The following is a 13,413-nucleotide window of genomic DNA, read 5'->3' as shown; positions in this document are numbered from 1 at the left end:
GCCGGTCCTAGCCGAGCCCCGGATCGCGGTCCTGGGCGGCCCGCTCGTCGAAGACCCGCATGGCCTTGGCGGTCACCGGGCCCGGCGCCCCCGGCAGTTCCCGGTCGTCCACCCGGTGCACGGCCTGGACGTCGCGCAGGGTCGAGGTCAGGAAGACCTCCTCGGCGCTCTCCAGGACGTCCAGCGGCAGATCGGTCTCCACCGCCCCGGTCCACTCCACGGCCAGCGCGCGCGTGATGCCCGCGAGACAGCCGGAGGCGACCGGCGGGGTGTGCACCCGCCCGTCGAGGACCACGAACACATTGGAGCCGGTGCCCTCGCAGAGCTGCCCGACGGTGTTCGCGAACAGCGCCTCCGAGGCGCCCCGCTCCCGCGCCCGCGCGAGCGCGACGACGTTCTCCGCGTACGAGGTGGTCTTCAGGCCCGTCAGCGCGCCGCGTTCGTTGCGCGTCCACGGGACGGTGATCACCGCGGTGGAGTCCGGGCGCCTGCTCGTCCCGCCGAGCGCCACGACCAGGCTCGGCCCCGCGTCGCCGCGCTCCGAGCCGAGCGGGGACAGCCCGCCGGTGTACGTGATGCGGAGCCGGCCGAGCTCCATCGGGTTCGCCTCCAGGACCGCGGCGCAGGCCCGGCGGACCTCGTCGAGGTCCGGGTCGGGCAGCCCGAGACCGCGTGCGGAGCGGGTCAGCCGCTCCAGGTGGAGGGTGAGAGCAAACGTTTCACCACGTTCGGCCTTCACCGTCTCGAAGATGCCGTCGCCCACGGTCAGACCGTGGTCCAGGACGGACACCCGCGCGGCCTGGGCGTCGTGCAGTCCGCCGTTGACCCAGAGTTTCATCGAGAAATGGCCCTTCCGCTCGCCTCGTACGCGCCCGACGCTATCGCGACCAGCCGCGCCGCCTTCAGCTCGGTCTCCGCCCACTCGCCCTCCGGGTCCGAACCCCAGGTGATCCCGGCTCCCGTGCCGAAGCGCAGCACGCCCTCGGCCCGGTCGATCCAGAAGGTGCGTATGCCGACGGCGAGCTCGGCGGTGCCGGCGTCCGCGTCCACCCAGCCGACACCCCCGCAGTAGGGGCCGCGCGGGGCGGTCTCCAGCGCCTCGATGATCCGCAGCGCGCTCGACTTCGGCGCGCCCGTGACCGAACCGGGCGGGAAGGAGGCGGCCAGCAGCTCCGGCCAGCCCGCGTCCTCGCGCAGCAGCCCGCCGACGGTGGAGACCAGGTGGACGAGACCGGGGTGCTCCTCGACCGCGCACAGGGCCGGGACGCTCACACTGCCGGTCTCGCAGACCCGGCCCAGGTCGTTGCGGACCAGGTCGACGATCATCACGTTCTCCGCGAAGTCCTTCGGGAGCAGGTCGTCCGCCGTCCGCCCGGTGCCCTTGATCGGCCCCGAGGTCACCCGGGCGCCCTCGCGGCGCAGGTAGAGCTCGGGGGACGCGGTGGCGATCTCCACGCCGTGCGCGGGCAGCCGGACCGTTCCCGCGTACGGGGCCGGGTTGCCGCGCGCGAGGAGCGCGGTCAGCGCGTCCACGTCCGCGAGGGCCGGGTCGGGCAGCGGCGCGGACATCACCCGGCACAGGTTCGCCTGGTACACCTCGCCGCGCGCGATGTGCTCGCGCACGCGGCGCACGCCCGCCGTGTACGCGGCGCGGTCGAGGGAGGACGTCCAGTCGCCGGCCGCCGGACCGCGCCAGGCGCCGGGGACGGGCGCGGGGACCGGGTCCGGCCGCACGTCGCCGAAGCGGGCGCAGGTGAGACGGCCCTCGAAGTCCGCGCAGACGGCCCAGAAACCGGAGGAGTCCAGGGCCTCGGGGTCACGGGTGACGTCCCGCAGATCGGTGGCGAGGAGGCCGCCGAAGCGGGCCATGGGAGCGAGGGGGTGCACGCTTGCGAGTCTAGGCGGGCGGGGGGCTGGGCTCCTCTCGCGCGCGAGAGGAGGGGGGCGGGCCGGGGGCGGGGAGCGCGCGCCCGGCGCGAGGTGCGCGCGGGCGAGTGCTCGGCGCCACTCCGGGGGCACGCGGAGTGAACGGCTCGCGAACGCTCCCGGACCCCTCGACGGGGGCGCAGGTCAGCACGCTGCGGAAACGCGTTTTTGTACTGGCCCAGGAATCCGCTAGAGTTCAACACGTCGCCGGGACGCGCAAGCGAAACGGAAACGACAAGCGGACGTGGCTCAGTTGGTAGAGCATCACCTTGCCAAGGTGAGGGTCGCGAGTTCGAATCTCGTCGTCCGCTCGATGTGGGGGATCTTCCCGAACCCCTGTATTCACTCCTGGTGGAGTGGCCGAGAGGCGAGGCAACGGCCTGCAAAGCCGTCTACACGGGTTCAAATCCCGTCTCCACCTCCAAGGACGATTAGCTCAGCGGGAGAGCGCTTCCCTGACACGGAAGAGGTCACTGGTTCAATCCCAGTATCGTCCACTGGACCCTAGGGTCCTGGGTCTTCGGATCCCCCGCGCGATTAGCTCAGCGGGAGAGCGCTTCCCTGACACGGAAGAGGTCACTGGTTCAATCCCAGTATCGCGCACGCAGTACTACTGGTCCCGAATCGTCCTGTACGATTCTGACCGTCCCGCGCGATTAGCTCAGCGGGAGAGCGCTTCCCTGACACGGAAGAGGTCACTGGTTCAATCCCAGTATCGCGCACCATCGGAAGCCCCCGGCCGCAGTTCGCGGACGGGGGCTTCCTCGTGTCGTACTCCGGGGTGGGGCCGGGCTCGGGGCCATGTGCCCCGGCCCCGGCCGGTACCTCCGGGTCAGGACGAGAACAGCATCCGGCCGAAGCCCCGGTGGTGGCCGCCGTGGTGGCCGTGACCCCCGTGGTGTCCGCCGTGCTGCGGGGCGCCCCATGCCGGAGCCGCGGGCTGGGCCGGGTAGGCCGGCGGCGGCGCCTGCTGCACCCACTGCGACTCCAGGCGGGTCAGTGCCTCCAGCTCGCCGTAGTCCAGGAATATGCCCCGGCAGCCGCTGCACTGCTCGATCTGGACGCCGTTGCGGTTGTAGGTGTGCATGGGTGCGTGGCACTTGGGACACTGCATGGTCGGCTCAACTCCCTGCCGTTCGGATGGTGCTCTCACCCTACGGGGACGCCTCCGGAGCCAACTCGGTTCGGAGCGAGGCGATTCGGGCACAGCTGTCCACCATCACCTCCTCCACCTCGTCCAGCGGGCGGCCCGCCGCCGTCGACTTGGCCAGCGCCAGCGCCGCCGTCTGCACGGTCAGGGCGCGCGCCGGGACGTCCAGGCGGAGCCAGGGGTCGCCGGCGCCCGTGGCCGGGCCGCCGGCCCCCTCGTACGCGCCCAGGAAGCGCGACCACACCTCTGGCGGCAGCAGGCCCGCCGCGAACCAGGCCGCCGGGCGGGCCAGGTCCCACGCCGGGTCGCCCGGCCCCAGGTCGTCGACGTCGATCAGGAGCCAGTCCGGGGAGCGGACGAGCTGGCCCAGGTGGAAGTCGCCGTGGCAGAGGGACAGAGGGCCTGAGGCGCCGCCCCGGCCGGTGTAGCCGACGCGGCCGGAGTCCGGGGAGTCCGTGACCGTCCGCCACGCGTGCAGGACCGTGCTCGTGCCCGGGTGGTCCGGCGCCGTCCGCCGCATCCGCTCCACCGCCAGCGCCGCCTTCAGCGGCGCCCGCATCTCCGGGAGGCCGCTCGGCGGCGGGGTCCGGTGCAGCAGGGCCAGCAGGCGGCCGGCCTCCTCCCACGGGGCGGCTTCCGGGTGCTCCGGGTCCACCGGCGTCCCGTACGGCCAGGCCGTCAGCGCGCGCCCGCCTGGACATGGGGCCGGCGGGAGGGGCGGCAGCGGCTGGAGCAGGATCCCCGCCAGTTCCGGCCGGGCCGCCGTCGCCACCCGCGCGGCCAGCGCGCGCGGGTCGGCGTCCAGCGCGTGCGACTTCAGGACCAGGACCCCGTGGCGTACGACCGTGCCGTCGTCCCGGTCCGCCGGCACCCCCACCGGGCAGCGGCAGCCCGCCGGGTCTCCCGGATGCGCCGCGTCCCGCGCGAGGGCGTGCAGCCGCCGTATGCCCTTCTCGTCCATGGGGAGGAGCCTAGGACCTGCCCGGAAAGCGCGAGGGCCGGTCAGCTCCCCAGCTGACCGGCCACACGCTGCCGTCCGCCGCACCCCCGTCCCCACGGGGTTTCCGGCCGGATGTCCCCGACCCGGGCCGCTCACCCGGGTCCGGGGCGCCGCTCAGCGCCCCAGCATCACGCCCACGGACGACGCCTGAGTGACCACCGCGTCCCAGCCGCCGAAGACGACCACGAGCAGGGCCGCGAGAGGGAGGACCATGGCGGTCGCCACCAGCGGGTGACGGCGGCTGGAAGGGCGGGTGGTGGCCCGCGGGGCCGAAAGCGCCATGGATCCTCTCCTGTCGTGTCTGACGCGGCGGGTGCGGTGACCTCGGGGGACGAGTGCTGCACCCGCCGCTTGACCTCAACACTAGGCAGCCGGGACGCCCCCGGCGTCATGCCCGCGTACCGACTTCCGGGCCTCCGGGAGGATGACGCCCCTCCGCCCGGCGTACTCCCCTGGGTGGAGACGCCTCCTCCCGGCTCGGGGTCTTCCCTGAGGGGTCGCGTGACCTCCCTCACGTCCCCCGGCGGGGTCTCGGCGGGCTTGCGGGGCTTCCCTCAACTGGGGTGACAGGGGCCCGTGTTGGGGACCTTCTTGGCTGACCCGCACTCAAGTGTGCCCCTCAGCACTGACAATCGATGCGGCCCCGAGGGCGCGGCCTGTGAGCGCGCCGGGGCGGGGGTACGTAAGCTGTGCCACGTCGAACGGACGAGGGGACGGACATGGCGATGATGCGGCTCCGGCGCGAGGACCCGCGGATCGTCGGGTCGTTCCGGCTCCACCGCAGGCTCGGGGCCGGCGGGATGGGAGTCGTGTACCTGGGCTCCGACCGGCGCGGACAGCGCGTGGCGCTCAAGGTCATCCGGCCCGATCTGGCCGAGGACCAGGAGTTCCGGTCGCGGTTCGCCCGCGAGGTGTCCGCCGCGCGGCGCATCCGAGGCGGCTGCACCGCCCGGCTCGTCGCCGCCGACCTGGAGGCCGAGCGGCCCTGGTTCGCCACCCAGTACGTCCCCGGGCCCTCGCTGCACGACCGGGTCGCCGAAGAGGGCTCGCTGCGGGCCGCCGACGTCGCCGCGATCGGGGCCGCGCTCTCCGAAGGGCTCGTCGCCGTCCACGAGGCCGGGGTCGTCCACCGCGACCTCAAGCCCTCCAACATCCTGCTGTCGCCCAAGGGCCCCCGCATCATCGACTTCGGGATCGCCTGGGCCACCGGCGCCAGCACCCTCACCCACGTCGGCACCGCCGTCGGCTCCCCCGGCTTCCTCGCGCCCGAGCAGGTGCGCGGGGCCGCCGTCACCCCCGCCACCGACGTCTTCTCGCTCGGCGCCACCCTCGCGTACGCCGCCATGGGCGACTCCCCCTTCGGGCACGGCAGCTCCGAGGTCATGCTCTACCGGGTCGTCCACGAGGAGCCCCAGCTCCACGGCGTCCCCGACGCCCTCGCCCCGCTCGTCCGCGCCTGCCTCGCCAAGGATCCGGAGGAACGTCCCAGCACCCTCCAGCTCTCCATGCGGCTCAAGGAGATCGCCGCCCGTGAGGCCCAGGGGCTGCCCGCCGCCGCCACCCGGCCGCCGGGGCAGCGGGAGCGGGATCGTGAGAGGGAGCGGGAGCGTGGGGACGAGCGGGCTTCCGCCCGGCCCGGGGCCGTCCGGCCCACCGAGCGGTACACCGAGCGGACCGCCGAGCGCCACGGGGAGCGGTCGCACGCCGACCGGCCCACCGAGCGGTCCACCGGCACGCAGGGGCGCGGTGCCGGGCCCCGGCCCTCGTCCTCCCGCGCGGGCGTCCCGCACTCCCGGCCCGGCACCCGGCCCGGGGCACGCGGCACCTCCACCGGGCGGCGGCCCGCCAACCCCCGGCTGCTGCGCCAGCGGCTCTTCGTCTTCGTCGTCGTGACGTTGATCGTCGCGCTCGGGATCGCCGCCGCGCAGGCCCTGCAGGGGTGAGGCGCGGCCCGGCCGGCGGGCCGGGGCGGGCCGGGGCGCCCCGTCGCTACTGCGGCCTGCCGCTCGTCACCGCGTAGAACGCCACCGCCGCCGCCGCGCCCACGTTCAGCGAGTCCACCCCGTGCGCCATCGGGATGCGGACCCACTCGTCCGCCGCGCGCAGCGCCTGCGTCGACAGGCCCTCGCCCTCCGCGCCCAGCATCAGCGCCACCCGGTCCAGCCGGTGCGGCGCGGCCTCGTCGATCGACGTGGCCCGGTCCGCCGGAGTCAGCGCCAGCAGCTTGAAGCCCGCCTCCCGTACCGCCTCCAGGCCCCTCGGCCAGGTGTCCAGACGCGCGTACGGGACCGAGAACACCGCCCCCATCGACACCTTCACCGAGCGGCGGTACAACGGGTCCGCGCAGTCCGGCGACAGCAGCACCGCGTCCATCCCCAGCGCCGCGGCGCTCCGGAAGATCGCGCCGATGTTGGTGTGGTCGTTCACCGACTCCATCACCGCGACCCTGCGGGCCGTGCTCAGGAGCTCCGTCGCCCCCGGCAGCGGCTTGCGCTGCATCGACGCCAGCGCGCCCCGGTGCACGTGGTAGCCCGTCACGCGCTCCGCGAGGTCCGGCTGCACCGCGTACACCGGTGCCGGGACCTCGTCGATCACGTCCCGCATGACGTCGACCCACTTCGCGGACAGCAGCATCGACCGCATCTCGTACCCCGCCTGCTTGGCGCGGCGGATGACCTTCTCGCCCTCCGCGATGAACAGGCCCTCCGCGGGCTCGCGCCTGCGGCGGAGCTCCACGTCGGTCAGTCCCGTGTAGTCGCTCAGACGGGGGTCGTCGGGGTCGTCGATCGTGATGAGTTCGGCCACGGGGTGATACTGCCTTGTCCGGAGAGTGGTGCCAATGTGTGGGGCCGGGCGGGGCGGCCCGGGCGTTGACGGCTCGGGGCTTCCCGTTACGTCGTCAGCTTGTTCGGCGACTCTCCCACCACGTCGCCGATCACGATCACCGCCGGCGGGCGGACCTCCTCGGTCCGCACCCGCTCCGCCACCGTCGCCAGCGTGGCGTCCACCCGGCGCTGCGTCGCCGTCGTGCCCTCCTGGACCAGGGCCAGCGGGGTGTCCGGCGACTTGCCGTGCGCGACCAGCGCCTCGGCGATCTTTCCGATCTTGTCGACGCCCATCAGGATCACGAGGGTCCCGGTGAGCTTCGCCAGCGACGCCCAGTCCACCAGCGAGCGCGGGTCGTCCGGCGCCACGTGGCCGCTGACCACCGTGAACTCGTGCGCCACGCCCCGGTGCGTCACCGGGATGCCCGCCGCGCCCGGGACCGAGATCGAGCTGGAGATGCCCGGCACGACCGTGCAGGTGATGCCCTCGGCGGCCAGCGCCTGGGCCTCCTCCATGCCTCGGCCGAAGACGAACGGGTCGCCGCCCTTGAGGCGGACGACCGACTTGCCGGCCTTCGCGTGCTCGATCAGCGCGTTGTTGATGGCCTCCTGGGCCATGAAACGGCCGTACGGGATCTTCGCCGCGTCTATGACCTCGACGTGCGGCGGCAGCTCGTTCAGGAGGTCGCGGGGGCCGAGCCGGTCCGCGATCACCACGTCCGCCTCCGCGAGGAGGCGGCGGCCCCGCACCGTGATGAGGTCCGGGTCGCCCGGACCGCCGCCGACCAGGGCGACGAAGGGGGTGCGGGCGCGGTGGGCCGGCGCCGCGATCGAGCCGTCGCGCAGGCCCTCCACGATCGCGTCGCGGACGGCGGCGGAGCGGCGCGGGTCGTGGCCCGTCAGGACGGCGACGGTCACGCCCTCGCTGCGGCCGGTCGCCGGGGTCCAGGCGGTGGCCGCCTCGGCGTCGTCCGAGCGGACGCACCAGGTCCTGGTGCGCTCGGCCTCCGCCGACGCGGCGGCGTTCGCGGCCGGGTCGGTCGTCGCGACGAGCGCGTACCAGGTGTCGGCGAGGTCGCCGTCCTGGTAGCGGCGCTTGGTCCAGGTGATCTCGCCGGCCTCGGCCATCGCCTCGACCGACGGGGTCGCGGACGGGGAGATCAGCGTGACGTCCGCGCCCGCCGCGATCAGCGCCGGAAGCCTGCGCTGCGCCACCTGGCCGCCGCCGAGTACGACGACGCGGCGGCCCGAAAGGCGCAGTCCGACGGGGTAGGCGGGGTGCTCGGCGGGGACGGCTTGCTCGGCCATGTGCGGGCGGCTCCTCGGAGGTCGGTGCGTGAGCACCCACGATATCGGTGACCAGAGCTTGTCACGCTGTGACGGATGTCCCGCGGGTGGTGCGCAGGCGAGGTGCGGGGGCTCGGCAGGCGACGTGGGGGCCGCTCCGGGGGCCGTGTTCGGGACCGCGTGATGTACGGGCGCGGAGCGGGAGCCGGGAGCGTGCGGGCGCTTGTTCCGCGCCGCGCATCACGCTTGACGTCCCGAACGCGGCCCCCACTCCCCCGCGCGGGTCGGCCCACGGCCCGTCCCCCGCTGCCGTGCGGGGGGACGGGCCGTCCTTCACTTCTACTTCTCCGTCACGCCCGCCGAGTCGAAGGTCGCCACCTCGTGCATGGCGCGCGCCGCGCTCTGCACCAGCGGGAGGGCCAGCAGTGCGCCCGTGCCCTCGCCGAGGCGCAGGTCCAGGTCGACCAGGGGACGCAGGCCCAGCTTGTTCAGGGCCGCCACGTGGCCCGGCTCGGCGCTGCGGTGGCCCGCGATGCACGCCGCCAGCGACTCGGGCGCGATGGCCCGCGCGACCAGGGCCGCGGCCCCGGTGGAGACGCCGTCCAGGATCACCGGGGTACGGAGCGACGCCGCGCCCAGGATCAGGCCGACCAGCGCCGCGTGCTCCAGACCGCCGACCGCCGCGAGGACCCCGATCGGGTCCGCCGGGTCCGGCTTGTGGAGGTCCAGGGCGCGGCGGACGACGTCCACCTTGCGGGCGTGCATCTCGTCGTTGATGCCCGTGCCTCGGCCGGTGACCTCGACCGGGTCCACGCCCGTGTACACCGAGATCAGCGCGGCGGACGCGGTCGTGTTCGCGATGCCCATCTCGCCCGTGAGCAGCGCCTTGTTCCCGGCCGCCACGAGGTCCCGGGCCGTCTCGATGCCCACCTCGATCGCGGCGATCGTCTCCTCGTGGGTCATCGCCTGGCCGATCGTGAAGTCGGCCGTACCGGCGCGGACCTTGCGCGGCAGCAGGCCCGGCGTCGCCGGCAGCTCGCTCGCCACGCCCACGTCGATCACGCAGACCTCGGCGCCCACCTGGCTCGCGAACGCGTTGCAGACCGCGCCGCCCCCGAGGAAGTTCGCGACCATCTGGCCGGTCACCTCCTGGGGCCAGGCCGTGACCCCCTGCGCGTGCACGCCGTGGTCGCCCGCGAAGATCGCGACCGCGGCCGGCTCCGGGATCGGCGGCGGGCAGGTGCGGGAGAGGCCCGAGAGCTGGGCGGAGAGGATCTCCAGCATCCCCAGCGCCCCGGCGGGCTTCGTCATGCGCTTCTGGCGCTCCCACGCCTCGCCCAGCGCCTTGGCGTCGAGCGGGCGGATGTTGGCCACGGTCTCCTGGAGCAGGTCGTGCGGCTCCTCGCCGGGCAGGGCGCGGCGGCCGTACGTCTCCTCGTGGACGACCCAGGACAGCGGGCGGCGCTTGGACCAGCCCGCCTGCATCAGCTCCGGCTCCTCGGGGAACTCGTCGACGTAGCCGACGCAGAGGTACGCCACCACTTCGAGGTGCTCGGGCAGGCCGAGGGCGCGGACCATCTCGCGCTCGTCGAAGAAGCTGACCCAGCCGACGCCGAGGCCCTCGGCGCGGGCGGCGAGCCACAGGTTCTCCACGGCCAGGGCCGAGGAGTACGGGGCCATCTGCGGCTGCGTGTAGCGGCCGAGGGTGTGCCGGCCGCCGCGCGTCGGGTCGGCCGTCACCACGATGTTCACCGGGGTGTCGAGGATCGCCTCGATCTTCAGTTCCTTGAACTGCTTCGCCCGGCCCTTGGGGAGGGACTTCGCGTACGCCTCGCGCTGGTGCGCGGCGAGCTCGTGCATCGTGCGGCGCGTCTCGGCGCTGCGGATGACGACGAAGTCCCAGGGCTGCGAGTGGCCGACGCTGGGCGCCGTGTGGGCCGCCTCCAGGACGCGGAGCAGCACCTCGTGCGGGATCGGGTCGGAGCGGAAGCCGTTGCGGATGTCGCGGCGCTCGCGCATCACCCGCAGGACCGCCTCCCGCTCCGCCTCGTCGTAGCCGGGGGCCGGGGGGCCTTGGGGAGCCGGGGGAACCGGAGGGGCTTGGGGAGCCGGGGAGTCTTGGGTGGCCTGGGCTTCGGGGGTGGTCTGCGATTCGGGGGTGGCCTGGGCTGCCGGGGTGGCCTGGGCTGCCGAGGGTGCCTCGGGGGTTTCCCGGGGTTCCTGCTGCCGCTCTTCCGGCTTCGGCTGCTCTTCCTGCGGCTCCGCCGGGAGGTCTGCCGTCGGCTGCTCCCCCTGGGCCTGGGCCTGGGGCTGGGGCTCCTCCGGGGCCTCGGCCGGGAGGACTTCCAGGGGCTGGGCCGGGGCGTCCGCCACGGGCTGCGCCTGGGGGGCTTCCGGGGACTTGGCCGGGAGATCCGTCGGCGCCGGCTGCTCCGAGGGCTCGGCCGGGAGGTCCGCCGTGGGGTGGGCCGGGGCCTCCGCCTCGGGCTCCTCGGCGGGCTGCGGCAGGGGGGGCTCCAGGGTCTGCGGTGCCTGGAGGTCCTCCGCCGGCTGCTCCGGGGCCTGGGGCTGGAGCTGCTCCTGGGGCTCTTCCGGGGCCTGCTGCGGCGGGAGGTCCTCCGCCTGCTGCTCCGGGGCCTGGGCCGCGGGCTGTGCCGCAGTCTCCTCCGGGGCCGGGGGCGCCGCCTCGGCCGGGGCCTGGGGCTCCTCCTGGGGCGCGGCGGGCTCCTGGGGCGCGGCGGGCTCCTGGGGCTCCTTGACGGCCTGCGGCTCCGCCGGGGCCTCGGGCTCCTGGGCGGCCGGCTCCTCGGCGGCGGGCGTCGGCCCGGGGTGGCTCGGTTCCTCCGCCGCCACCGGCTCCGGGTCGCGCGGGGCGGGGACCACGGGGTCCTCCCGCGCGGGCACGGGCACCCCGGCCGGAGGCGTGGGGGCCAGGTGCGGGGTGGTCGGGACGGTGCCCTCGACCGGGACGAACCGGGCGGCCGGAGGGACGACCGTTTCTGCGGGGGCCACCTCGGGCTGCGCGGTCCACGGCACGGCGCCCTGCGGGGCGGTCTGCTGGTCCTGCGCGATGTCCAGGTACTCGGGGCCGGTCGTCGGCGGGCCCGGGGTGCGGACCGGCATCGGGGCGGGCGTCGTCGCGGCGAGCGGGGCGGGCACGGGCTGCGGGGCCGGGGCGGCGGGGCCTCGGTCGGCGAGGGAGCGGACCGCGGGGCCGGTGCCCTCGGGGACGGGCGGGCCCATGTGCAGCGGGCGGCGGGCCGGCGGCGGGGTCGGGGCGGCGACCGGCGGCACCCGGACGCCGCCGAGGTCGACGGAGCCGGTGTCGCGGCCGGCCGCCTCGTGGGCGCCGGTGTCGAGGACGCCGGGCTCGTACGCGTACTCGGGGTGCGGGGGCAGCGGAACGCCCCGCGGCGGGGTCGAGGTGACCTGGTCCAGCGGGGCCGTCAGCGGGTCGACGAGCTGCTCGGCCTGCGGCATCGGGGCGGGCACGGCGACCGGCGGGGCGGGCTGCACGCCCGGCTGGAGCTCGCTCCAGGCGCCCTGGGCGCCCGGCATCAGGAGAATCTCGTCGTCCTCGGCTGCGTGCTCGGAGGGGTCCAGGAAGGTGTAGGCGCCCGGGGCGGGGACGCCCGGCTGCTCGACCATGCCTGCGTTCTCCGGCAGCCCCTCGCCCGGGATCTGGCCGGTGTCCGTCATGCTGCGTACCCCTCGCCCATCGGTTGTGCTCCTTCAGACCTTCGCCCGCCCAACAAGAACGAGCGTGCGCGCCGTGCGGCACGAAGGACGCGCGGTCACCCATGCATTGTCCCGGCCCTGTGCCATCCTGGCAGGCGGATCCGGCACGGTTCGCTGTGGACTGCGCCACGTCGCGCGGCCCTCGCGGCCCGTACCACATCGGGGGCCAAAGCGGCCTCCGGTTCGGGACATTGGCGAACAAAACGCCGAACATCCCGGTGCGGTACAACAATCGGCCAGCCTACCTTCCCCGGCGGGCCCCGCGATCACGGGGAGCGGTGGGTCCGGCTGCCGCTGAGGAGGAAGGCGACGGTGCGCTCGCGTTCGGTCCAGTCGTCCGGGTCGAGGTCCACGGTCTGCAGGAGGCGGCACTCCACGGCGTAGCCGCCGTCGGCGAGGGCGGCGCCGACGGCCTCGGCCTCGTCGCGGGTGGTGGCGTGGGCGACGATCCGGTCCGGCCTGCGGTCGGTGCAGGCGGTGACGACGGGCACTCCCCCGCCGCCGATGCGGACGACGTCCGGTTCGGGCAGGCGTTCCAGGATGTGCGGGGCGGGTCCGGCGGCGGTCTGGAGCAGGACGCCCGCGCGGCGCGCGGCGGCCTCGGTGCGGGCGCAGGCCCCCGGGTCGGCGTCGACGGCGATGACGGCGGCTCCGAAGCGGGCGGCCTCGACGGCGAAGGCGCCGTCGGCGCAGCCGATGTCCCAGACGAGGTCGCCGGTGCGGGGGCCGAGCCGGGCGAGTTGCGCGGCGCGCAGGGACGGGTCCTGTCCGGCGCGGCCGCCGGTCTCCTCGCCGGGCAGTCCCCAGCCGCGTACGGCGGGGGTGTCGTCGCCCATGAGCCAGCCGCCGGCGCGGCCGGGGGCGGGGGTGCCGCCGATGACGATGACGACGTTCGGGTCGCGCCAGACGTGGTCGGCGGCCTTGTCGGAGGTGAGGACGCTGACCTGCTCCCGGGCGGTGCCGAGCTCCTCGCAGATGACGAAGGTGCGGTGGACGCCGTCGAGGAGGAGGGCGAGTTCGGCGGGTCCGGCGCCGGGCGAGGTGAGGACGGCGACCTTGGGGTGGGCGCGGCAGACGTTGACGGCGCGGCGCAGGGTGCGCTGGTGGGCGACGACGATCCGGGCGTCGTCCCAGGGCATACCGGCGCGGGCGAAGGCGGCGGCGACGGCGGAGACGGCGGGGACGACCTCGACTTCGAGGCCGTGTTCGGGGGCGCGCAGGGTGCGGACGACGCCGAAGAAGCCGGGGTCTCCGTCGGCGAGGACGACGGCGGTGCCCCGGTGGCCGGCGATCCGGCGGGCAGCGAGGTCGATGCTGCCGAGGCGGACGCGTTCGGCCCGGGGCGGCACCTCGCCGAGGGCGAGGTGGTGCGCGGCGCCGGCCACGAGGGTGGCGGCGGCGAGGGCGGACCGGGCCGCCTCGGTGAGGGGCGAGCCGTCCCAGCCGATCACCGTGACCCGGTCGGCCATCTGTCTGTGTCTCCCTGG

The 13,413-nt window shown here is 75.2% G+C and carries 10 protein-coding genes and 5 tRNA genes; 6 read left to right on the top strand and 9 right to left on the bottom strand.

Annotated features, from left to right (window positions below; all coding sequences use genetic code 11):
• Positions 1-7 precede the first annotated feature (7 nt).
• Positions 8-838 carry an aminotransferase class IV gene (locus tag ACZ6J5_RS23990; protein ID WP_469394683.1) on the bottom strand — a complete coding sequence of 277 codons (831 nt, stop codon included), beginning with the start codon at positions 836-838 and terminating at the stop codon, positions 8-10.
• On the bottom strand, positions 835-1,887 hold the full coding sequence (locus tag ACZ6J5_RS23985; RefSeq protein ID WP_469394681.1) for a chorismate-binding protein: 1,053 nt from the start codon (positions 1,885-1,887) through the stop codon (positions 835-837). The genes ACZ6J5_RS23990 and ACZ6J5_RS23985 overlap by 4 nt, the downstream gene beginning before the upstream one ends.
• 277 nt (positions 1,888-2,164) lie before the next feature.
• Between ACZ6J5_RS23985 and ACZ6J5_RS23980 the strand changes: the two genes are divergently transcribed.
• The 5 genes from ACZ6J5_RS23980 (at position 2,165) to ACZ6J5_RS23960 (ending at position 2,651) form a co-directional block, all read left to right on the top strand.
• Positions 2,165-2,237 (top strand) — tRNA-Gly (locus ACZ6J5_RS23980).
• Positions 2,238-2,276: 39 nt separating this feature from the next.
• Positions 2,277-2,350 (top strand) — tRNA-Cys (locus ACZ6J5_RS23975).
• 1 nt (position 2,351) lies between these two features.
• Positions 2,352-2,423 (top strand) — tRNA-Val (locus tag ACZ6J5_RS23970).
• Between the two features lie 34 nt (positions 2,424-2,457).
• Positions 2,458-2,529 (top strand) — tRNA-Val (locus ACZ6J5_RS23965).
• 47 nt (positions 2,530-2,576) lie between these two features.
• A tRNA-Val gene (locus ACZ6J5_RS23960) sits at positions 2,577-2,651 on the top strand.
• 107 nt (positions 2,652-2,758) lie between these two features.
• Here the strand turns inward: ACZ6J5_RS23960 and ACZ6J5_RS23955 are convergent.
• The 3 genes from ACZ6J5_RS23955 to ACZ6J5_RS23945 all read right to left on the bottom strand — a co-directional run bounded on the left by ACZ6J5_RS23955 (position 2,759) and on the right by ACZ6J5_RS23945 (position 4,358).
• Complete coding sequence (locus ACZ6J5_RS23955; protein ID WP_469394679.1) at positions 2,759-3,040, bottom strand: TFIIB-type zinc ribbon-containing protein; 282 nt, start codon at positions 3,038-3,040, stop codon at positions 2,759-2,761.
• Positions 3,041-3,080: 40 nt separating this feature from the next.
• Entirely contained in the window at positions 3,081-4,037 is a 957-nt protein-coding gene (locus ACZ6J5_RS23950; RefSeq protein ID WP_469394677.1) for a phosphotransferase, read from the bottom strand.
• A gap of 153 nt (positions 4,038-4,190) precedes the next feature.
• Positions 4,191-4,358 carry a hypothetical protein gene (locus ACZ6J5_RS23945; RefSeq protein WP_469394675.1) on the bottom strand — a complete coding sequence of 56 codons (168 nt, stop codon included), beginning with the start codon at positions 4,356-4,358 and terminating at the stop codon, positions 4,191-4,193.
• Between the two features lie 437 nt (positions 4,359-4,795).
• Here ACZ6J5_RS23945 and ACZ6J5_RS23940 point away from each other — a divergent pair, with 437 nt between their 5' ends.
• The gene (locus ACZ6J5_RS23940) at positions 4,796-6,019 is read left to right on the top strand and encodes a serine/threonine-protein kinase (protein WP_469394673.1); all 1,224 of its coding nucleotides are present in this window, start codon (positions 4,796-4,798) and stop codon (positions 6,017-6,019) included.
• Between the two features lie 46 nt (positions 6,020-6,065).
• Here ACZ6J5_RS23940 and ACZ6J5_RS23935 read toward each other — a convergent pair whose 3' ends face one another.
• The 4 genes from ACZ6J5_RS23935 to cbiE all read right to left on the bottom strand — a co-directional run bounded on the left by ACZ6J5_RS23935 (position 6,066) and on the right by cbiE (position 13,395).
• On the bottom strand, positions 6,066-6,881 hold the full coding sequence (locus ACZ6J5_RS23935) for a TrmH family RNA methyltransferase (protein ID WP_469394671.1): 816 nt from the start codon (positions 6,879-6,881) through the stop codon (positions 6,066-6,068).
• An 86-nt stretch (positions 6,882-6,967) separates the two neighbouring features.
• Positions 6,968-8,209 (bottom strand): uroporphyrinogen-III C-methyltransferase, encoded by a 1,242-nt coding sequence (cobA, locus tag ACZ6J5_RS23930; protein ID WP_469394669.1) that lies wholly within the window; start codon positions 8,207-8,209, stop codon positions 6,968-6,970.
• Positions 8,210-8,527: 318 nt separating this feature from the next.
• Positions 8,528-11,887, bottom strand: coding sequence for a nicotinate-nucleotide--dimethylbenzimidazole phosphoribosyltransferase (cobT, locus tag ACZ6J5_RS23925; protein WP_469394667.1), 3,360 nt, complete (start codon positions 11,885-11,887; stop codon positions 8,528-8,530).
• 305 nt (positions 11,888-12,192) lie between these two features.
• Positions 12,193-13,395, bottom strand: a complete 1,203-nt coding sequence (cbiE, locus tag ACZ6J5_RS23920; RefSeq protein ID WP_469394665.1) for a precorrin-6y C5,15-methyltransferase (decarboxylating) subunit CbiE — start codon at positions 13,393-13,395, stop codon at positions 12,193-12,195.
• Positions 13,396-13,413 lie beyond the last annotated feature (18 nt).

This window comes from Streptomyces sp. NPDC042100 (assembly GCF_055582325.1).
This window is presented reverse-complemented; position numbering and strand designations above follow the sequence as displayed.